This window comes from Devosia indica, from assembly GCF_003056405.1.
GTDB lineage: Bacteria > Pseudomonadota > Alphaproteobacteria > Rhizobiales > Devosiaceae > Devosia > Devosia indica.
Window position 1 is genome coordinate 22,073 of record NZ_PYVZ01000018.1, and the last position, 21,237, is coordinate 43,309.

The window sequence follows — 21,237 nt, forward strand, 5'->3', positions numbered from 1 at the left end:
ACGTGCACCCGCTTATCGAGACGTTTCAAACCATCGTCGGGCGCCGTCATGTTCTGGTGGGAGACCGGCAGACGCGGCGTTTCCGCAAGGGTTATCGCTTCGGCGAGGGCCGCGTGCTCGCTGCCGTGCGCCCCGGCTCCCTGGTCGAGCAATGGCGGATCATCCAGGCTTGCGTGGCCCATGACGTCATCGTCATCGTGCAAGCGGCCAATACGGGCCTGACAGGAGGCTCAACGCCGGATCGTGAGGGCTATGATCGCCCCATTGTCATCATCAATACCATGCGCATGGACCGCGTTGACCTGCTGGACGAGGGCCGGCAGGTCCTCTGCCTGCCCGGGGCGACACTGGACAAGCTGGAAAAGCGTTTGCGGAATATCGGTCGGGAGCCGCATTCGGTCATCGGCTCGTCCTGCATCGGCGCTTCGGTGACAGGCGGCGTCTGCAACAATTCAGGCGGCTCGCTGATCCGGCGTGGACCGGCCTATACGCAACTTGCCCTGTTTGCGCAGGTCGACAGCGCCGGAAAGCTGCACCTGGTCAATCATCTGGGGATCGAACTTGGCGGCGATGCCGAGGAGATCTTGCAGCGTCTGGACAAGGCAGATTATAGCCCGGCCGATGTGCTGGGCAGCGACAATCAATGGGCCTCGGACCGTGGCTATCACGAACATCTCCGGGACGTTGATGCGTCAACGCCCGCCCGCTTCAACGCAGATCCGCGACGGCACTATGAAGCCTCGGGATCGGCAGGCAAGATTGCCGTGTTCGCCCTCAGGCTCGATACCTTCGAGGCCGACAAGGATGTGACGGTTTTCTATGTTGGCAGCAATGATCCTTCGGAACTGGCGACCATCCGGCGCGACATCCTCACCGACTTCGAGCATCTGCCTATTGCCGGCGAATACATGCATCGCGGCGCCTATGAGTTGTCGCAGGATTACGGCAAGGATCTGTTTCTGTTCGTTAAATACTTTGGGACGGACCATGTACCCGCTGCCTTCGGGGTCAAGAGCTGGCTGGACGGGTTGACCGAAAGCATCGGCCTGGGCGGCCATCTCACCGATCGATTGCTGCAGGCGGTCATGCGCTTGTTGCCGGAGCATCTGCCGCAACGACTGAACAATTACCGGGACCGCTATGAGCATCATCTGCTGCTCAAGATGGGCGGTGGGGGCGTCGAGGAAGCACGCCGATATCTCTCCTCCCGTTTTCCGACGGCCAGCGGAAACTATCTTGAGTGCACCCGGACCGAGGGGCAGGACGCATTCCTCAACCGCTTTGCCGTCGGTGGCTCTGTCGTAAGGTTCCGCGACGTGCATCCGGCCCAGGTTGAGGACATCCTGGCCCTCGATATTGCCTTGCCGCGCAACACCAGGGACTGGTTTGAAACCCTGCCGGCGGCGCTCGAGAGCCAGTTCGTGCGCAAGATGTATTGCGGGCACTTCTTCTGCCACGTCATGCATCAGGAATATCTCGTGCAAAGGGGCGGAGATCTGGAGGCGATAGAGCAACAGTTGCTCTATCTGCTGGACCAGCGCGGCGCGGAGTATCCGGCCGAGCACAATGTCGGCCATCTCTATCATGCCAAGCCGGCATTGCGTGATTTCTACCGCGCGCTCGATCCGACCAACAGTTTCAATCCGGGTATCGGCAAGACCTCGAAGAAGAAGGACTGGGCGCATTGATGCTGCATCGCCCTCCCGGCGGTGGCGAACAGGCTGGCGCCGTTCAGCGGATATGGCCGGAACCTACCCGCGATGGCCTTGTTCAACTTCGAATTGGCCCTCATGGTGGCGCTAATCCTGCCCGGTATCATGCTGTGGCATAGGATGCCGTCTACACGTGCGCGGAACGCAGCAAGGGACCGTGGCGCGGCGTCGCGGCCAATGCTGATCAGTCCGGGTGGAGTTTCGTTTGGGAGGAGACCGAGATGCCCCTTTATGCCCTTGATGGACATGCACCGAAAATCGACCCGCAAGCGGCCTGGATAGCGCCAACGGCGGTTCTGGTGGGCAAGATCGTCATGCACGCCGACGCCAGCGTCTGGTTTGGGGTGGTCGCGCGTGGAGACAATGAAGAGATCACGATTGGGGTGGGCAGCAATGTGCAAGAGAATACGGTCCTGCACACCGATATGGGGCATCCGCTGACGATCGGGAAAGGCTGCACCATCGGCCACAAGGCGATGCTGCATGGCTGCACGATCGGCGACAATACCCTGATCGGCATGGGCGCGACCGTGCTCAATGGCGCGCGTATTGGCCGTGACTGTCTGATTGGAGCCGGCGCGTTGATCACGGAAGGCAAGGAGATCCCGGATGGGTCACTGGTTGTTGGTAGCCCCGGAAAGGTGCTCCGGACACTGGATGCAGATGCAATCGCCTCCCTCAAGCGCTCTGCATCAGGCTATGTGCAGAACGCGCGCCGCTTCGCCAAGGGTCTGGTGCCCATAACTTCCTTTGCAGGCTTCGACCCTGCCTGAGTGTGCTGGAAAGCCGCGGTGCAATCGCTTTGTCATCAGCGCCCGCTCGCTCGAGTGATCGTGAGCGTCAAGCCGCCGCCTCAATCCTGATGACCGGCGGCAGTCGGTCGGTGACGACGGCAATCAACGCATGGTCTGCAAGCATCGGCTGTTTTGTTGGCGACACGTCTCCGGGGCCCGGATCGCCGCGTGCGCCCGATCGGTTCTTCATATTCATCCCTCACTAACCTTCTGCCCCTTCGCCAAAGCGCCAGCATTTACTTCGTTCAGTTCATTCAGTATGAATTGAACGATAAGGTGAGGTGCAGCTTGAGCGCGACGACGCGGTTTATCGAGGAAATGGGGCTGATTGCCCAGGAGCGGGGGGAATCGCGGATTTCCGGCCGTCTGATCGGCTTGATGGTGGTCGAGGGGCAGGAACTCAACCTGGTGCAGATCAGCGAGAAGCTATCGATCAGCCGGGCGAGCGCGAGCACGAACGCGCGCGACCTGGCGCGCAAGGGCATTCTCAAGCTGCGCACCCATGCCGGGGACCGGCAGGATTATTACCAACTTGTCAGCCTTAGCGAGATCGATGTGGTGGGCGACCTTGCCGCGCAATTCGAGCGACAGGCGCAAACAATCAAAAACTGTGTCGAGGACATGCAGGCCGAGGACGCTGAGGCGGCCCGGCGCGCGGCGGTGGTCCAGAGCTTTCTGGCGCAGTCTGCCGAAATCCTGACCCATTGGGTGACGACGCTCCGTGCTGCGGACGAGCATAAGAAGGACGAGAAATGACCGACGCGCTGACCAAGCCCGAATGGGCGCAGAGCCGCCGCGAAAAGGAAAACGCGGCGCGCGTGGCACAGGGTCTCAAGCCCAAGCGCCGGATCATGCCCTGGATCATCCTGGCGGTGATCGTTGCCGGGGTGGTGGGTTTTGTGGTGCTGCGGCCGGCCGAGGCGCCGGTGACCGAAATGACCGAAACCGGCCCAGTGGTCATGCAGGTCCGGCAGTCCGAAACCACGACGATAGCGCCCGAGACCCTTCGCGAAACGGTGAAGGTGACCGGGACACTGGTGCCGGCGCGTCAGTCCGACGTGGCCTCGCAGGCCTCGGGCAGGGTTATGGCGGTCATGGTGCGGCCGGGCGAAGCGGTCAGCGAGGGCGATGTGCTGGCGCAGATCGACCGGGCGCCGCTTGAGTTGCAGCTCAACCAGCAACGCGCCACCGCCAATGCAACCCGGGCCCAGCTCAATTCATCCGAGCAGAGCCTGACGCGGACCGAGGAGCTGGCGCGGCAGGGGCTGGCCAGTCCTTCGACACTGGATCAGGCGCGGTCTTCGACCGAAGCGCTGCGCGCCAATCTGGCGGCGCTGGAAAGTGCTGTGGAGTCGGCGGAACTGGCCCTGAGCAACGCGACGGTCAAGTCGCCGCTTGACGGCGTGGTTTCCTCGCGCTCGGTGGATACGGGCCAGACGGTTTCGGCCGGCACGCCGCTGTTCACCATCGTCAATCTTGATGAAATGGAGTTCGATGCGACGGCCTCGGTTACGTCGAGCGCCCGTGTCGCGCCTGGCCAGCAGGTGGCCATCGATGTCACCGGGCTCGACGGCCAGAGCTTTGAGGGCACAGTAACGCGGGTCAATCCGGTTTCGCTCAGCGGTACACGCACGGTGCCGATCTATGTCGAGCTCAGCAATGAAGGCGGCCAATTGCGCGGCGGCATGTTTGCCACAGGGCACATTACGGTCGAGCAGGCAGAGGAGGCTATTGCCGTGCCTGCTGCGGCTTTGCGCGAAGATGCGGAGGGACCGTTTGTGCTCAAGCTGGTGGATGGCACGCTGGAGCGCCAGGAGATCGAAGTGGTGCGCGAATGGGAGCGTGGCCGGCTGATCGAAGTGACGGGTCTCAACACTGGTGACGTGATCGTTTCGGCACCATTATCCGAGCTTGAGGCCGGAAACGCCTACACACTCGTGGAAGGGTAAGCCATGTTTCTGACCCGCATCAGCGTCAATCATCCCGTGTTTGCGACCATGATCATGGTCGCAATCATGGTGTTCGGTGTCTATTCCTATCAGCGCCTGCCGATCGAGCAATTGCCCGATATCGACTTTCCGGTCGTGGCCGTCGTCGTCAGCTATCCCGGCGCGTCTCCGGAGGCGGTCGAGGCCGATGTGATCGAACCCATCGAGGATGCGGTCAATACGATCGCCGGGCTGGACACCATCCAGTCCACTGCACAGGCCGGTCAGGCCATGGTGCTGATGATCTTCAATCTCGAAGCGGATTCGCAGCAAAAGGCGCTCGACGTTCGCGACAAGATCGACCCGATCAAGGCCTTGCTTCCCGATGGGGCGGGGGATCCGCGCGTATTGCGCTTTGATCCGAGTGCTTTGCCGGTGCTCTCGCTGGCTGTCAGCTCGGATACATTGTCGGATCGGGACCTGACGGCATTGACCGAAGATGTCATTGCCCGCCGCATTTCCAATATTGACGGCGTGGGCAGCGCGACCGTGGTCGGTGGCGTGCCGCGCCAGCTCAATATCGAGATCGACCCGGACCGGCTGGCCGCGTTCAATATCAGCCCGGGCTCCGTGGTGTCGGCGCTGCAGGCAGCCAATAAGGACCTGGCGGCCGGCTCGATTACCCAGGACAGCATCGTCCAGTCGATCCAGGTGCTGGGTCGGCTCGAAGACGAACAGGATTTCTATGAGGTTACCGTGGGCAACCAGGGCGGCCAGCCGGTGACGCTGCGCGACGTGGCTACCATTGTCGATGGGACCGGCGAGGCATCCAGCCTGGCCATTCTCAATGGCCAGCGGGCGCTGGCGGTGGATATTCTCAAGACCCAGGGCGCCAACACCGTCGGCGTTGCCGAGGAGATCCGCCACACCATTGAAGATCTTCTCGAGAGTGAACTGCCCGATGGGGTCAATATCGAGGTCGTGGTCGACAATGCCGAGCCGGTGGAAAATTCCTTCCACGCGGTTCAGAACATGCTGATCGAAGGCGCGATCCTGGCCGTCGTCATCGTGTTCCTGTTCCTCAATTCCTGGCGGTCCACGGTCATCACTGGGCTGACCCTGCCGATCTCGATCATCGGCACGATGATCGCGCTCAATTTTCTCGGCTTCACGCTCAACATGATGACCCTGCTGGCGCTGTCGCTGGCGGTGGGTATCTTGATCGACGATGCCATTGTGGTGCGCGAGAACATCACCCGGCACCTGCATATGGGCAAATCGCACAGGCAGGCGGCGTTTGACGGCACCAATGAAATCGGCCTGGCAGTGATGGCCACCACCTTGTCCATCGTGGCGGTGTTCCTGCCCGTCGCCTTCATGGACGGGATCATGGGGCGCTTCTTCCTGCAGTTCGGTGTCACCGTTTCGGTGGCCGTGCTGATCTCGCTGTTCGTGGCCTTCACGCTCGACCCGATGATGTCGAGTGTGTGGTATGATCCGGCGGCCAATCCCAATGCCAAACGCGGGCCGATCGGCCGTGCGGTGCATCAGTTCGACCGGCTCTTCACCTGGTTCACCCAGGGCTATCGTCACCTGATCCGCTGGGGGCTGAAGTTCCGCAAGTCGGTGCTGCTGATTGCGCTGATGTCCTTTGTTGGCACCTTCTTCCTGTTTCCGCAGGTGGGTGTGGAGTTCATTCCGGTGACGGACAATGGCAATTTCACCATTTCGGTGGAAACGCCGTCCGGCTCCTCCAAGGAGGCGACGGCGGCCAAGCTCTACCAGGCCGAAACGGTCATCAACAGCTTCCCCGAGGTCGAAACGATCTATTCCACCATTGGTGGCGGGGTGGCTGCTGCCGGGGCCAATTCGGGCACGATGACGGTGACGCTGGTCGACAAGGCGCTGCGCGACATCACACCGGTCGAGCTGATGCCGCGGGTCCGCGCGGCGCTGGAGGCGGTGCCAGGCGCCACCTTCCAGGTGTCGGCGGCCTCCGGCATGGGCGGGAGTTCGGCGCCGGTCTCGGTGACACTTTACGGCGACAGCTTTGAAGTGCTTGGCCGGCTGGGCGACGAGCTCGAAGCCAGGATGGCCGAGATACCGGGCCTGATTGATATATCATCAAGCCTGGATGAAGCGCAGGCGGTTGTCGGCATTCGTATCAATCGCGACCTGGCCGACGATCTCGGCGTGTCCATGGGCCAGATTGCAGCCACGCTCGGGCCGCTGATTGCAGGCGAGGATGTTGCCGACTGGACGGCCCAGAACGGTCAGGTCTATTCGGTCGTGGTGCGCCTGCCCGAATCCCTGCGCAACGATGCGACTTCGCTGGCAAACCTGCCCATCGCTCAATCCGGCGCCACTGGCTCAAACCAGATGGTGACGCTTGGCCAGGTCGCAGATGTGGTGGAAAGCGTCGGTCCAGCCACCATCAACCGCCAGGATCTGCAGCGTGGCGTGACCGTCGAAGCCCATCTCGAAGGGGTGGAACTGGGGACCGTAACGCCGCAATTGCAGGCGGCCGTGGCGGCGTTGACGCTGCCCACAGGCTACCGCACCTCGTTTGGCGGCGACGTCGAACAGATTGCCGAGACCATGGGCGCAGTTGGTTCGGCCCTGCTGCTGGCGGTGATCTTTATCTACCTGGTGCTGGCCAGCCAGTTCGGCAGCTTCCTGCAACCGATTGCCATCATGGGCTCGCTGCCGCTGGCCCTGATCGGGGTGATGGTGGGGCTGCTGGTTGGCGGGTCGACGCTCAACATGTTCTCGGCCATCGGGTTCATCATGCTGATGGGTCTGGTGGTGAAGAACGCCATCCTGCTGGTCGACAACGCCAATCAGCACGTCAAGGAGGGCTGGAACCTCTATGAGGCGCTGGTGGAAGCGGGCTCGACGCGGTTCCGGCCGATCATCATGACGACGCTGGCGATGATCTTCGGCATGTTGCCGCTGGCCCTCAACCTGCATGGCGGCAGCGGCGAAAATGCTCCGATGGCCCATGCTGTGATCGGCGGGTTGATCAGTTCGACCGCCCTGACGCTGCTCGTGGTGCCGGTGTTGCTGACCTATATCGACCAGTTCAGCCGCTTCATCGGCCGCTTCCTGCCCAAGGCGCCGGATGATGGCGAACATGCGCAAGTGCCAATGTAAGACGACAGGCGCCCGGCCCGGTGCCGGGCGCTTGCTTTTGGCGGGGGAGCAGCGTATCCGGTCAGGAGGTCTGCAGTTCACCGAGGCGTCGCCGTCCCGACAAGGGAAGCTAAACCTGCCTGATCTCGATCTTCGACTCGCACTTTCCTCGTGCCCGTCGCAAGCCGGCGACCACCGACACTGCCCTTCAGGCAGCTCTGGGCACGCTGAGGATGCGCCATGTCGAGACAGATTCAATCCCTGACCATTCCCGATCTATCGGCCTTCGCCAAATCGCTGCGGACCCAGCTTGCCGGTGCCGATGACACGCCCAGCCACGTCGAAATGCTGACCATGCTGGCGCGGGCCGCGGGGTTCCGCAACTACCAGCATTTCAAGGCGGCCAGTGCGGAGCGGCCACCGGCCGAACCCGTGGATTTGACGCTGGTGGAGAAAGTGTCCCGGCACTTCGATGCCCAGGGCGTGCTGATGCGCTGGCCGTCGCGGAACAGCCTGCAGCCGCTATGCCTATGGGCACTTTGGGCCAGGATGGAGCCGGGGCGGGATTATGCCGACCGGGAAAATACCGAATTGCTCAATGGTCTGGCCAGTTTTGGCGACCATGCCCTGTTGCGGCGTGCGCTGGTGGATATGGGCTATGTCGCGCGGACGCGCGACGGGCGCACCTATCGGCGCATAGAACAGAAGCCGCCCGCGGAACTGTCCGCATTGCTGCGGCGCATCACGCCCATCCAAGGCTAGACGCGTTTGGAAATACGCTGCATGGCAACCTTGGAGACAAGGTTCCCAATCGCCACCGCCTGGTTCTGCTGGATTGCCGCGAGGCTATTGGCGAGGGCGGCCTGCTTCTGCGCCATGGCCAAAGCCTCCGCCCTGCGGCCACGCTGATACTGCAGCCGCTCGTAGGATGAGAGCTCATACATGTTGAAGCGCGTAATCTTGCCTGAATAGCTCATGGCGCAAGCCTGAACCTTGGCGCTTTACGGCAAGTAAATTTGTTCGGTCTGTTTTGTGGCGGCTGCGCAGTGCTTCGCTAGACCAAACAGGTTTTCAAGTAAATCAGTCAGATATTCAGGCGGTCTTGGAGATGCGCTGCATGGCCATCTTGGAAAACAGATTGCCGGTTTCCACTGCGCTATTGCTCTGAATCGAGGCGAAGCTATTCGCCATGCTGGCATTTCTCTGGGTGATCTCGGCGGCAGCGGCCCGGCGCTCGCGCTGATACTGTATCCGCTCATAAGGGGAGAGCTGATGCATGTTGTAGCGGTTGATCTTGGTGCTGCCGTACGCCATGCATCAAGCTTCGCCGATTATGGTTAATCGGGCGTTAAATGGTTAGCGACTGGTAAAGGCGTCAGTGCTGGGTCACCACGAGGCCGGCGGCGCCAGCCATCATGGCGCCGGCGGTCTTGTTGAGGCGGCCAAGGGCTTTTTCGCTGCGGAACATGTCACGCGCGGCGGAGGCCAGCCAGGCATAGCCGCAGCCGATCAACAGCAGCACGACCACAACGATCGCCGTCAACTCGATGAAGGCCAGCGGGGTCATCTCGCCCAGCGGCACGACTGTAGGCAGGATCGCCAGATAGAAGACAATGGTCTTGGGATTGCCCATGGTCAGCGAAAATCCGGCCAGGAATGTCTTCCAGCGGCCTTCGTTCTTAGGTTTCATCTGTTCGGAGCCGGGGCGGGCAGTCCAGAATTTATAGGCGATATAGAGCAGGTAGGCGGCGCCGGCCCAGCGCACGATGGTGAAGACCGGGCCGAACCAGGTGGCGATGGCGGCCAGGCCAAAAACGGCAAAGAAGAAATAGACCAAATCGCCGGCCAGAATGCCCAGCACCATGGGGAAGGCGCCCTTGAAGCCGCCGCCAAGGGCGCGGGCGACGACAGCCGCAACGCCGGGCCCCGGCACCAGAACGGCGATGGCATAGGCGATGGTGAAGGCGGAAAGGGTAAACAGGTCCATGGCGGCATCCGGCAATATGTGGTGGCGGACACTAGCCCCGCGTCAGCCATTTGGCCAGCAGGAGGTTGACGCAGCCGCTGGCTCGATTAAGTAAGAGCCAGCGCAACTCGACCGGACGGTTCCCAATGGATCGCATCCTCACAGCAACGCCCATCTGCCTTGCCCCTGAGGATATGACGAACCATGCCTTCCGTGACGCTTTCTCAACTGACCTATTCCGGCCCTGACGGCCGGCCGCTTTTCTCCAATCTCGATCTCAGCTTTGGCACCGGTCGCACCGGGCTAGTCGGCCGCAATGGCGTGGGCAAGACCACGCTGCTGCGCCTGATAACCGGCGAGCTGACACCGGGTTCCGGGACCATCAATCTGGTTGGCCGGATTGGTGTGTTGCGCCAGTCCGTGCAGCCTGGGCCCGATGAAACCATTGCCGATCTGTTTGGCGTTCGGGCCGGGCTGGATCTGCTCGCACGCGCCATGGCGGGAGCAGCCGATGCCGATGAATTGGCAGAGGCCGACTGGACGCTTGAGGCGCGACTGGCCGAGGCACTCGATGCACTTGCGCTGGAAGTCGGACCTGACACTTTGCTCTGGACGCTTTCCGGCGGCCAGCGCACTCGAGCGGCGCTGGCGGCTCTGGTCTTCGATGCGCCCGATCTGATCCTGCTCGACGAGCCGACCAATAATCTGGACGCCGATGGCCGCGCAGCCGTCGCCGACATGCTGGCGCAATGGCGGGGTGCCGCCATCGTCATCAGTCATGACCGCGATCTGCTAGACCGTATGGATGCCATCGTCGAGCTGACCAGTCTCGGCGCTACCACCTATGGGGGCAATTTCAGCCATTACCGGGAGCGGAAGGCCTCGGAGCTCGCGGCGGTCCAGCGTGACCTCAGCGTTGCCGAGCGCCAGGTGCGCGATGCAGCGCGGGCGGCGCAGGACGCGCGCGAACGTCAGGCCCGGCGCGATGCCGGCGGCCGCAAGAAGGCGGCCAAGGGCGACATGCCCAAGATCCTGCTCGGTGGCATGAAGCGGCGCGCCGAAGCGACCGCCGGCGGGCTGGATCGTCTGGCCGAGAAGCAGGCAGATGCGGCACAGATCCAAGCGGCCGAGGCCCGCTCAAAAATCGAGGTGCTGTCGCCCTTTGCGGTGAAGCTGGCGCCAAGCCGACTGCCGGCGGGAAAGGTGGTTCTGCGCGCCAGCGACCTGACAGGCGGCTATGACCCGGAAGCGCCGATCATCAAAAATGCCAGTCTTGAAATGATCGGCCCAGAGCGCGTTGCCATCACCGGTCCGAACGGGTCGGGCAAGACCACATTGCTCAAGCTGCTGACCGGCGCCTTGCAGCCGCGTGGCGGGAATGTGCATATTGGCGGGCCAATGGCCCTGCTGGACCAGCAGGTCGGGCTGCTGGAGCGGCGCGACACCGTCCTGGCCAATTTCCAGCGACTCAATCCGGACAGCACAGTCAATGATTGCCGCTCGGTGCTGGCCGCGTTCAAGTTCCGCAATGACGCGGCCCTGCAGAGCGTTGGCACGCTGAGCGGTGGGGAAATGCTGCGCGCGGGCCTGGCCTGTGTGCTGGGTGGGAAGACCCCGCCCATGCTGGTGGTGCTGGATGAGCCGACCAACCACCTCGACATCGAGGCGATCGAGATCGTGGAGGCCGGGCTTCGCGCCTATGATGGCGCGCTGCTGGTGATCAGCCACGACCGCTCATTTCTGGAAAATATCGGGGTGACCCGCGAGTTTGCGCTGGTCTAGATGCGCACGCGGAAACGGGCCCTGCCATATCGCAGCAGGACCCGTTCTCGCGCCGGGAGGAAGGATTATCGCGGCAGCAAGACGTCGTCGACGACGTGAATCACACCATTGGACTGATTGACATCGGCAATGGTCACCAGGGCCGCGCCGCCAGCTTCATCATAGATATAGACATGCGAGCCGCGCACTTCGGCGGTGAGGGCATCGCCACTGACGGTCTGCATGTTGTAGCGGCCACCATTGGCGCGGGCGCGGCTGACCAGATCGCCTGCGGAAAGCTTGCCGGCCACGACATGGGCGGTCAACACCTTGACTAGCTGGTCCTTGTTTTCTTCCATCAACAGCGTGTCGACGGTACCATCGGGCAGCTTGCCAAAGGCATCATTGGTGGGGGCGAACACGGTGAACGGGCCGGGGCTCTGGAGCGTTTCGACAAGGCCGGCAGCCGTGACAGCGGCGACAAGCGTGGTGTGGTCGGCCGAGTTGACGGCGTTTTCGACAATGTTCTTGTCGGCAAACATGGCGGCGCCGCCGACCATGGGATTGTCCTGAGCAATAGCGACGCTCGAGGCAAAGGCAAAAACGGCAGCGGCGATGGACGCCTTGGCAAATGACATGACTTTTCTCCCTGTTGTGTCGACCGGCGATTTCTTGTTCGCCGGTCCGATCACAGAGAGCTACGCGGCGCTTGTGAGGGCAGTTTCAGCCCCCACATCACGCTCGCGTGAAGTCAGGGCAGCCGGGCGAGACGCTCGGTCAGCAGGGCATAGAAGCCATTCGCGTCGCCGCTGCGGATCCATGTTGCGTTGTAGCTGCGGCCGGTTACATGCCAGAAATCGGCCACGGTCATGCCCATGGTCAGCTCGCTTGCCGTTTCGATGGTCACATTGCAGTGGCGGCCCTCAAACAGCTCGGGCTGCAGCAGATAGGCGATGACTGTCGGATCGTGCAGGGGCGCGCCATCCCATCCGTACTTTTCGAGATCGAACGTCTCGGAGAAGGTCAACATGGCATGCACGGCCTCGCCCGACTGGTTGCCCAGCGCCTTGATGGCTTTGAGGCGCGCCGGGGTCGACTGGATCATATGGGTGACATCAAGCGACAGGACGGTGATCGGGGCACCGCAGCGCATCACCACATCGGCGGCTTCGGGGTCGACATAGATGTTGAATTCGGCTGCCGGGGTGATGTTGCCGACCTCGAAATAGGCCCCACCCATCATCACGATTTCCTGGATGCGCTCGGCAATGGCCGGCTGTTTGACCAGGGCCATGGCGATGTTGGTCAGGGGACCCAGTGTGCACAGGGTGATGGTCTTCGGTTCGGCGTTCATCAGCGTTTCGATGATGTAGTCGACGCCGTGCTGGGCCTGCAGCGGGATGACAGGATCTGGTAGTTCGGGGCCGTTGAGACCGGTTTCGCCGTGCACATGTTCGGCGGTGACGAGATGGCGGCGCATCGGACGCGAGCAGCCGGCATATACTGGAATATCGGTGCGGCCGGACAGCTCGACGACCTTGCGGGCATTGATCGCATTCTGCGCCAGTCCGACATTGCCGGCCACCGCGACAATGCCCAGCACATCGAGCTCTTCGGGCGAAGCCAGGGCGAGAAGGATGGCGACGGCATCGTCCTGTCCGGGGTCGGTGTCGATAATGATCTTGCGGGACATGAAGGCTTCCAAAAGACTCAGGCGTTGATTTTGGGCCGGAGTTTATCCAAGGCCGTGGGCGCGGTCGATGCACCAACTGGTCGCGGCGGAACGAAAGCTGCTCGAGACGCGTTTTTGCAGTTCCTCCCAGTTGTGGAAATCCAAATGCGTCATCCCCATGCCGGCCTTCCCGCCGATGTCGATCAAAGCCAGTTTGAGCGTGTGCTGAACAATGCCGCGCGCCTGGCCGTGGTCGGTATTGGGTTTGCCGTGCTGCTGACAGTGTTGCAGGCAGGGCAAGTGTTTCTTGCTCCTGTCATGCTGGCGATTGTGGTCGGCCTGATGTTCGGGCCGGTGGCTGACCGGGTGGAAAGCTGGGGCGTGCCGCCAGCGCTTTCGGCTGGCGTCGTGGTGCTGCTGCTGCTTACGGTTATTGCAGGGTTCGCCACACTGTTCGCCGTGCCGCTGAGCGAATGGGTGGCGCGCGCCCCCTTGATCTGGGAGAAGCTGCAGGCGCAACTGGCCAATCTGAAAGAGCCGCTGGAGTCGATCGGCCAGTTCCAGGAGCAGTTGACCTCGGTCCTCGGCACAGATGGCGCGATGTCCGTGCAGGTGGAAGATGCCAGCACGGTGACGGGTGTGGCCATGCTGGCTCCCGCGGCGCTGGCGCAGGTGGCGATCTTCCTGGCCAGTCTCTACTTCTTCGTTGCCACGCGCGATCATATCCGCATGTCGGTGCTTTCCATGTGCGTAACGCGGCGCATGCGCTGGCGCACGGCTCATGTTTTCCGCGATGTCGAACTCAAGGTCAGCCGGTTTTTGCTCTCGGTCACCCTGATTAATCTATGCGTCGGCACGGCGGTGTCGATTGCCATGTGGGCCATCGGCATGCCGTCGCCGCTCCTGTGGGGCGCCATGGCGGCTGTCCTCAACTACATTCCTTATGTGGGCCAGGCGATCATGGTCACGGTGTTGATCGCGGTGGGCCTGGGGACGCAGACCGAGCTCTGGCAGATCCTGTTGCCGGTCGCCTGCTACGCAGGGATCAATTTTATCGAAGGTCAGATCTTCACGCCGCATTTCATTGGCCGATCGCTAACGCTCAATCCGTTCATCATCTTTCTCTCGATCACCTTCTGGATCTGGGCCTGGGGCCCGGTTGGCGGGCTCGTGGCGGTGCCAACCTTGCTGATTGCCCAGTCGGTGATTGCCCATGCCCTGCCCAGCAAGCCAGTCGCGCCGCGCAAGCCGGTGCGCCGTACGCGCCAGATGAGCGACCGCGAAGAGTTGCTGGCCAATGCGGCTCAGGCGATAGCCGAGAAGCGCCAGGACGAAGAGAGCGAGGCCCGCAAGCAGGAGCGCGAGGAGCCGCCTCAAGGTACGGGACCAACCGGGGTCGAGCCCTCCACCAGCTAGGAAGCTGCCATCCGCTCCCAAGCGCTTGACGGCATCGGTCTGACACACCAGTGTCCAGCCGAATAACGGCGACGGGGAAAAGCCATGGCAGGTGAAGTAGCGGCCCATGCGGCAGAGGCAGCCCATCACGGTCTCGACCTTGTGCCGGTTGTGGCCTTGCTGGCAGCAGGAACCATCGCAGTTCCGATATTTCGGCGAATCGGTCTCGGTTCGGTGCTTGGCTATCTGGCGGCGGGCCTGCTGCTTGGGCCCTCGGGCATCGGCCTGATTTCAGATCCGGCCTCGGTGCTGCACGCGGCCGAACTGGGCGTAGTGCTGTTTCTCTTTATCATCGGGCTGGAAATGGAGCCGGGCCGGCTCTGGTCCCTGCGCCAGCAGATCTTTGGCCTGGGCGTCATTCAGGTCGCGGTCTCAGGTGCGCTGTTGACCGGAATCGGCGTGTTGCTGGGCTTCGCGCCCGTCGTCGCCTTTGTCTTCGGCATGGGTTTTGTGCTGACCTCGACCGCGATCGTCATGCAGATCCTGGGCGAACGCGGTGAGCTGGCGACACCCGGCGGCCAGAAAATGGTGTCGGTGCTGCTGCTCGAAGACCTCGCCATCGTGCCGCTGCTGGCCGTTGTCACGTTGATGGCGCCCTCGACCGGCGATGTCAGCATGACCGCCCGGCTGGTTTCCTTCGGTGTCGCCGTCGGCGCGATCGTACTGCTGATCTTCCTCGGGCGGCGGATCATGAATCCGTTTTTCGCGCTGCTGGCCCAGGCCAAGGTGCGCGAGGTGATGACGGCGGCAGCGCTGCTGGTGGTGCTGGGCGCCGCCTTGCTGTTCCAGGTCAGCGGGTTGTCCATGGCCATGGGCGCGTTCCTCGCCGGCGTATTGCTGTCGACTTCGACATTCAAGCATCAGCTCGAGGCCGACGTGGAACCCTTCAGGGGACTGCTGCTGGGCCTGTTCTTCCTGGCGGTCGGCATGTCGCTCGACCTGTCCGTCGTCGGTGAAAACTGGGGTCTAATTGCGATCAGCGTCGTAAGCTATATGCTGGTCAAGGCGGCAGCGATCTATGTCATTGCACGGCTGCTGAAGTCGGATCATGCGGAGGCGCTTGAGCGCGCCGTGTTGATGGGGCAGGGCGGCGAATTCGCCTTTGTGCTCTACACCACCGCCGCCACCAGCGGCCTGATCGACGCGCCCACCAATGCGATCTTCACGGCAACGGTGATCATCTCGATGGTGATCACGCCCTTTGCCATCATCGGCATGCGCTATCTGATGCCAAAAGCGGTGCAGTCCATGGATGGAGTGGAAGAGGCCGATGGTCTGAGCGGCAAGGTGCTGATTATCGGCTTTGGCCGTTTCGGACAGATTGTCAGCCAGCCGCTGCTGGCCCTCAAACACACTGTGTCTATTATCGACAACGATACGGATATGATCAGGGCCGCGGCGCAGATCGGATTCAAGGTCCATTATGGCGACGGGACGCGGCTCGATATCCTTCGGGCGGCGGGCGCATCGACGGCCGACCTGATCCTGATCTGTACCGATCAGCGCGCGCAGACCACGCGAATTGCCGAATTGCTGCGCGATGAGTTTCCTCTCGCGCGGGTGATGGCGCGGGCCTTTGATCGCTCGCACGGCATCGAGCTGGTGCGGGCAGGGGTGGAATACCAAATTCGCGAGACCTTTGAGTCGGCGATCAACTTTGGTGGCGAGGCGATCCGGATGCTTGGTGCAACCGATGAAGAGGCCGATGAAGTCATCGAGGGCGTGCGCAGCCGCGACCGGCAGCGTTTCGAGCTGCAACTGGGTGGCGAGGACTGGCGCAACCTGACCCAATTGCTGATCAGCAATGCGCGGGATCAGGCGCGTGAGGGTGGCGTGTCCATTCCCGAGGAGACGGCAGAGGCTGCTGCAAGCCAGTCCGCGGAACAAGCGCGGGGCAGCTAGTCACCAATGAAATATTCGGGGGCTTTCCCCTGCATAAATTAAGTGCAACACTGCACCTATTCTGAGGGGAACATCGATATGAACACTGGATTGCGAGATGCCGCAAAAGCCGATCGTTTACGATGCGCCCACACCCGAACCCCGCGCGATAACAGTTGAGGCCATTCAGGCCGAGATCCTTGAAAAGCTGATCTATTCGGTCGGCAAGGATCCGATTGTCGCCCGACCGCATGACTGGTTGCGCGCCACCATTCTGGCCGTGCGCGACCGGATCATGGACCGCTGGATGGAGAGTTCGCGCGAGACGTGGCGAACCTCGAACAAGCGGGTCTACTATCTCAGCCTTGAGTTCCTCATCGGGCGGCTGATGCGCGATGCCATGAGCAATGTCGGGTTGATGGAGCCGGTGGCCGAAGCGCTGAAAAATCTCGATGTCGATCTGGGCGATCTGATCAATCTCGAGCCAGACGCAGCGCTGGGCAATGGCGGCCTTGGGCGCCTGGCGGCCTGTTTCCTCGAGTCCATGTCCTCGGTGAAAATCCCGGCCTATGGCTATGGTATTCGCTATGTGCATGGCCTGTTCCGGCAGGAAATGAGCGAAGGCTGGCAGGTCGAACTGCCCGAGGAATGGCTGGCTCACGGCAATCCCTGGGAGTTCGAGCGACGCGAGAGTGCCTATGAAGTCGGGTTTGGCGGCCATGTCGAGCCGGTCACCGATCCCGATGGTGAGGTGCGTCAGGAATGGCGGCCGAATGAGCATCTTCTGGCCGTGGCCTTTGATACGCCGATTGTCGGCTGGCGCGGGGCGCGGGTGAATACGCTCCGTCTCTGGAGCGCGCAACCCATCGACCCGATCCTGCTCGACAAGTTCAATTCCGGTGACCATATCGGGGCGCTCGAAGAAAGCGCCAAGGCGGAAGCCATCACCCGCGTGCTCTACCCTGCAGACTCGACAGCGGCGGGGCAGGAGCTGCGCTTGCGCCAGGAGTTCTTCTTCTCCTCGGCCTCACTGCAGGACATCGTCCGCCGCCATCTGCAGCAATATGGTGATCTGGGCTCGCTGGCCGACAAGGTGGCGATTCAGCTCAACGATACGCATCCCGCCATTTCCGTGGCCGAGCTGATGCGCATTCTGGTCGATGACAACGGGATCAAATGGGCCAAGGCCTGGCAGATCACCAGGGGCACGTTCGGCTATACCAACCATACCCTGCTGCCCGAGGCGCTGGAGAGCTGGCCGGTGGCCCTGCTCGAACGCCTGCTGCCGCGTCACATGCAGATCGTCTATCAGATCAATGCCGATGTGCTGGCCGAAGCGCGCAACAAGACGAAGTTCTCCGATCAGCAGATCGCCAATGTGTCGCTGATTGACGAGCATGGCGGCCGCCGGGTGCGCATGGGCCAACTGGCCTTTGTCGGATCACATTCGATCAATGGCGTGTCGGCGCTGCATACCGAACTGATGAAGCAGACGGTGTTTGCCGATCTGCACAGGCTCTATCCCGAGCGCATCAATAACAAGACCAATGGCATCACCCCGCGGCGCTGGCTGATGCAGTGCAACCCGACGCTGACGCGACTGGTGTCGGACCGGATCGGGCCGGAATTCCTGGATGATATCGACAAGCTGCACCAGCTTTTGCCACACGCCGAGGATCCCAGCTTCCAGAAGCAGTTCGCCGAGGTAAAACTCAATAACAAGAAGAAGCTGGCCAAGCTCATCAAGGACCGGCTGAACATCACCGTGTCCCCCGATGCCATGTTCGATGTGCAGATCAAGCGCATCCACGAATACAAGCGGCAATTGCTCAACATCATCCATGCCGTGGCGCTCTACGATGAAATCCGCGCCCATCCGGAAAAGGAATGGGTGCCACGGGTCAAGATCTTCGCGGGCAAGGCGGCGCCGAGTTACTGGAACGCCAAGCTGATCATCAAGCTGATCAACGACGTCGCGCGGGTCATCAATAACGACCCGGCGGTGCGTGGCCTGCTCAAGGTGGTGTTCCTGCCCAATTACAATGTGAGCCTGGCCGAGGTCATCGTGCCGGCGGCGGATCTGTCGGAACAGATATCGACCGCGGGCATGGAAGCCTCGGGCACCGGCAACATGAAGTTCATGGCCAATGGCGCCATCACCATCGGCACCATGGATGGGGCCAATGTGGAGATGCACAAGGAGGTTGGCGAGAAGAATATCGTCATCTTCGGGCTGACCACGGACGAGGTCGAGGACAAGCGGGCCCGTTCAGAAGTGCCGCGTGCAGCGATAGACGCGTCGCCGCGCTTGCGCGAGGCGCTGGATTCCATCTCCACCGGTGTGTTCTCTCCGGATGATCCGCATCGCTATCGCGATCTGATTGGCGGGCTCTATGATCATGACTGGTTCATGGTGGCGCGGGACTTCGATGCCTATGTGGCGGCGCAGGCCAAGGTCGATGCCATCTGGCGCGACAAGAAGAAGTGGACGGCCATGGCCATCCGCAACACCGCGAGCGTGGGCTTTTTCTCGTCGGACAGGACGATCCGGCAATATGCAGAAGATATCTGGGGCGTATCGACGTCCTAGAGCGCAAGCGCGCGCAGTCGCACCTGACGCAAGATCAGGATTGCGCGCAGAGTTTTTGTTGGGCCGGCCGGGATGATTGGCAGGCCGTTGGGGGAGCGTGAGAGTGAGTGTGAGCAAGGAAAGCTGGCAGGCGGACGAACGGGAAATCGAAGCCATTGTGGCGGGGCGCCACAGCAATGCCTTTGCCTTTCTTGGGCTTCACGAGGTGGCCGGGCACCGGGTGCTACGGGCCTTCGTGCCCCATGCGGACACGCTGAACGCCTTTACGCTCGACGGGGCGCCACTCGGGCACATGATCCCGCGCCATAAGGGCGGGTTCTTTGAGGCCAAGGTGGACATCACCGAGCGGCAGCCGATCCGCTATGAGGCCAAAAATGCCGGCGGAAGCTGGACGGTCTATGATCCCTATTCCTTCGGCCCCGTGCTCGGTCCGATGGACGACTACTACATCGGTGAAGGCAGCCATTTGCGGCTGTTCGACAAGATGGGCGCCCACGAAATGGAGTTCGAGGGCATCCACGGCACGCATTTCGCCGTCTGGGCCCCCAATGCGCAACGCGTTTCCGTGGTGGGACCATGGAATGATTGGGATGGCCGGCGCCACCCGATGCGCAATCGCCAGGGCATCTGGGAAGTGTTCATCCCGGTGCTGGGCACGGGCACCATCTACAAGTACGAGATCGTCGGGCCAAACGGGCAGGTCCTGCCGTTGAAAGCGGACCCCTATGCCCGACAGGCGGAAATGCGGCCGCGAACCGCTTCGGTGGTCCCCGACCCGACGCCGTTCACCTGGACCGACCAGAAATATATGGAAGAACGCGCAACGCGTGACTGGCGCCGCACGCCCATGTCCATTTACGAGGTACATCTGGGGTCCTGGCGGCGGCGACCCGACGGCAGCTTCATGTCCTATGACCAGCTTGCCGAGCAACTCGTGCCCTATGCGGCTGACATGGGGTACACCCATCTCGAATTGATGCCGATCTCCGAGCATCCGTTCGATCCGAGCTGGGGCTATCAACCGACCGGGCTTTATGCCCCGACGGCGCGGTTCGGCGATCCGGCCGGGTTTGCGCGACTGGTCAATGCAGCCCATGAGGCAGGGCTGGGAGTGATCCTGGATTGGGTGCCAGCGCATTTCCCGACGGACGAGCATGGCCTGTCGCATTTCGACGGCACCGCGCTCTATGAGCATGAAGACCCGCGCCAGGGCTTTCATCCGGACTGGAACACAGCGATCTACAATTTCGGGCGCAAGGAGGTTTCGGCCTACCTCACGAACAATGCCCTGTTCTGGTTCGACCAGTTCCATATCGACGGGCTGCGGGTCGATGCGGTCGCCTCAATGCTCTATCTCGACTATTCGCGACAGCCCGGCGAGTGGGTGCCCAACCAGCATGGCGGCAACCAGAACCTGGAGGCCGTGGCCTTTCTGCAGCGGGTCAATGCCGAGGTCTATCGCCAGTACCCCGGTGCTTTCATGATCGCAGAAGAATCGACGGCATGGCCCGGTGTGAGCTCACCGACCTATGCCGGAGGGCTGGGTTTCGGGTTCAAGTGGAACATGGGTTTCATGAACGATACCCTGCGGTTCATGAGCCGGGAAACGATCCATCGCCGGTTCCACCACAACGATATGACCTTCGGGCTGATGTACGCGTTTACTGAGAATTTCGTGCTGCCGCTAAGCCATGACGAGGTGGTGCACGGCAAGGGCGCGCTGCTTTCGAAAATGCCTGGAGACGACTGGCAGCAATTTGCAAATCTGCGCGCCTATCTGGCCTTCATGTGGGGCCATCCGGGCAAGAAACTGCTGTTCATGGGCCAGGAGTTCGCTCAGCGCGAAGAATGGTCCGAGAGTCAGGCGCTTGACTGGTATCTGCTCGACGCGCCGAGCCATGAAGGCATGCGGCGATTGGTGGCGGACCTCAATGCGGCCTATCGCAGCCTGCCGGCGCTGTACGAACGCGATTGCGAGCCAGAGGGGTTCGAATGGGTGATCGGCAATGATCAGGCCAATTCGGTCCTGGCCTGGCTGCGCAAGGCGCCAGATGCCGATCCGGTGCTGGTGATCTCCAATTTCACGCCAGTGCCACGCAGTCACTACAAGGTACCACTGCCCAAGGCCGGGCGCTGGGTGGAGCGGATCAATACCGATGCCGGTTGGTATTCGGGTGGCAACACCGGCAACCAGGGCGCGGTCGTTGCCAAGGCTGTCGAGGGGCAGCACTGGCCGGCCGAGGCGGAAATCTATCTGCCGCCATTGGCGACACTGTTTCTGAAATATGAGCCGGCCTGAGGCGGCTCGGGTGAGATAAGACCCGGCAGAAGCCGGGCTCAAGCGGA

Annotated in this window: 17 protein-coding genes; 11 read left to right on the forward strand and 6 right to left on the reverse strand. The window is 61.9% G+C overall.

Annotation, left to right across the window (positions count from 1 at the left end; all coding sequences use genetic code 11):
* Positions 1 to 2: 2 nt before the first annotated feature.
* Positions 3 to 1,688: a D-lactate dehydrogenase gene (gene dld, locus DDE76_RS15915; RefSeq protein WP_104893772.1), complete on the forward strand. Its 1,686-nt coding sequence runs from the start codon at positions 3 to 5 to the stop codon at positions 1,686 to 1,688.
* Between the two features lie 245 nt (positions 1,689 to 1,933).
* Positions 1,934 to 2,485, forward strand: a complete 552-nt coding sequence (locus DDE76_RS15920; protein WP_104893773.1) for a gamma carbonic anhydrase family protein — start codon at positions 1,934 to 1,936, stop codon at positions 2,483 to 2,485.
* A 67-nt stretch (positions 2,486 to 2,552) separates the two neighbouring features.
* Here DDE76_RS15920 and DDE76_RS19630 read toward each other — a convergent pair whose 3' ends face one another.
* A complete protein-coding gene (locus tag DDE76_RS19630) occupies positions 2,553 to 2,702 on the reverse strand; it encodes a hypothetical protein (protein ID WP_157955856.1) in 150 nt (49 codons plus the stop codon).
* 92 nt (positions 2,703 to 2,794) lie between these two features.
* On the opposite strand from DDE76_RS19630, the gene DDE76_RS15925 reads away from it, so the two are divergent.
* The 4 genes from DDE76_RS15925 to DDE76_RS15940 all read left to right on the forward strand — a co-directional run bounded on the left by DDE76_RS15925 (position 2,795) and on the right by DDE76_RS15940 (position 8,328).
* A complete protein-coding gene (locus tag DDE76_RS15925; protein ID WP_104893774.1) occupies positions 2,795 to 3,262 on the forward strand; it encodes a GbsR/MarR family transcriptional regulator in 468 nt (155 codons plus the stop codon).
* Positions 3,259 to 4,455: an efflux RND transporter periplasmic adaptor subunit gene (locus DDE76_RS15930; protein WP_104893775.1), complete on the forward strand. Its 1,197-nt coding sequence runs from the start codon at positions 3,259 to 3,261 to the stop codon at positions 4,453 to 4,455. Before DDE76_RS15925 ends, DDE76_RS15930 begins: the two co-directional genes overlap by 4 nt.
* A gap of 3 nt (positions 4,456 to 4,458) precedes the next feature.
* Positions 4,459 to 7,587, forward strand: a complete 3,129-nt coding sequence (locus DDE76_RS15935) for an efflux RND transporter permease subunit (RefSeq protein WP_104893776.1) — start codon at positions 4,459 to 4,461, stop codon at positions 7,585 to 7,587.
* 219 nt (positions 7,588 to 7,806) lie between these two features.
* Entirely contained in the window at positions 7,807 to 8,328 is a 522-nt protein-coding gene (locus DDE76_RS15940) for a DUF2087 domain-containing protein (protein ID WP_104893777.1), read from the forward strand.
* Here DDE76_RS15940 and DDE76_RS15945 read toward each other — a convergent pair.
* From DDE76_RS15945 to DDE76_RS15955, 3 genes are all read right to left on the reverse strand, one after another.
* Complete coding sequence (locus tag DDE76_RS15945; protein WP_104893778.1) at positions 8,325 to 8,543, reverse strand: hypothetical protein; 219 nt, start codon at positions 8,541 to 8,543, stop codon at positions 8,325 to 8,327. The genes DDE76_RS15940 and DDE76_RS15945 overlap by 4 nt on opposite strands.
* 115 nt (positions 8,544 to 8,658) lie before the next feature.
* Positions 8,659 to 8,880, reverse strand: a complete 222-nt coding sequence (locus DDE76_RS15950) for a hypothetical protein (RefSeq protein ID WP_104893779.1) — start codon at positions 8,878 to 8,880, stop codon at positions 8,659 to 8,661.
* A gap of 61 nt (positions 8,881 to 8,941) precedes the next feature.
* Entirely contained in the window at positions 8,942 to 9,553 is a 612-nt protein-coding gene (locus tag DDE76_RS15955) for a LysE family translocator (protein ID WP_104894967.1), read from the reverse strand.
* 183 nt (positions 9,554 to 9,736) lie between these two features.
* Here DDE76_RS15955 and DDE76_RS15960 point away from each other — a divergent pair, with 183 nt between their 5' ends.
* The gene (locus DDE76_RS15960; RefSeq protein WP_104893780.1) at positions 9,737 to 11,314 is read left to right on the forward strand and encodes an ABC-F family ATP-binding cassette domain-containing protein; all 1,578 of its coding nucleotides are present in this window, start codon (positions 9,737 to 9,739) and stop codon (positions 11,312 to 11,314) included.
* A gap of 65 nt (positions 11,315 to 11,379) precedes the next feature.
* On the opposite strand, the gene DDE76_RS15965 is transcribed toward DDE76_RS15960, so the two are convergent.
* Both DDE76_RS15965 and DDE76_RS15970 read right to left on the reverse strand, forming a co-directional pair.
* Positions 11,380 to 11,931 carry a fasciclin domain-containing protein gene (locus DDE76_RS15965; RefSeq protein ID WP_104893781.1) on the reverse strand — a complete coding sequence of 184 codons (552 nt, stop codon included), beginning with the start codon at positions 11,929 to 11,931 and terminating at the stop codon, positions 11,380 to 11,382.
* A gap of 113 nt (positions 11,932 to 12,044) precedes the next feature.
* Complete coding sequence (locus DDE76_RS15970) at positions 12,045 to 12,986, reverse strand: nucleoside hydrolase (protein ID WP_104894968.1); 942 nt, start codon at positions 12,984 to 12,986, stop codon at positions 12,045 to 12,047.
* A 144-nt stretch (positions 12,987 to 13,130) separates the two neighbouring features.
* On the opposite strand from DDE76_RS15970, the gene DDE76_RS15975 reads away from it, so the two are divergent.
* The 4 genes from DDE76_RS15975 (at position 13,131) to glgB (ending at position 21,190) form a co-directional block, all read left to right on the forward strand.
* The gene (locus DDE76_RS15975) at positions 13,131 to 14,381 is read left to right on the forward strand and encodes an AI-2E family transporter (RefSeq protein ID WP_104893782.1); all 1,251 of its coding nucleotides are present in this window, start codon (positions 13,131 to 13,133) and stop codon (positions 14,379 to 14,381) included.
* Between the two features lie 84 nt (positions 14,382 to 14,465).
* Positions 14,466 to 16,322 (forward strand): monovalent cation:proton antiporter-2 (CPA2) family protein, encoded by a 1,857-nt coding sequence (locus DDE76_RS15980; protein WP_104893783.1) that lies wholly within the window; start codon positions 14,466 to 14,468, stop codon positions 16,320 to 16,322.
* Positions 16,323 to 16,419: 97 nt separating this feature from the next.
* Positions 16,420 to 18,891 carry a glycogen/starch/alpha-glucan phosphorylase gene (locus DDE76_RS15985; protein WP_104893784.1) on the forward strand — a complete coding sequence of 824 codons (2,472 nt, stop codon included), beginning with the start codon at positions 16,420 to 16,422 and terminating at the stop codon, positions 18,889 to 18,891.
* Positions 18,892 to 18,988: 97 nt separating this feature from the next.
* Entirely contained in the window at positions 18,989 to 21,190 is a 2,202-nt protein-coding gene (gene glgB, locus DDE76_RS15990) for a 1,4-alpha-glucan branching protein GlgB (RefSeq protein WP_104893785.1), read from the forward strand.
* The last annotated feature ends 47 nt before the right edge of the window (positions 21,191 to 21,237 follow it).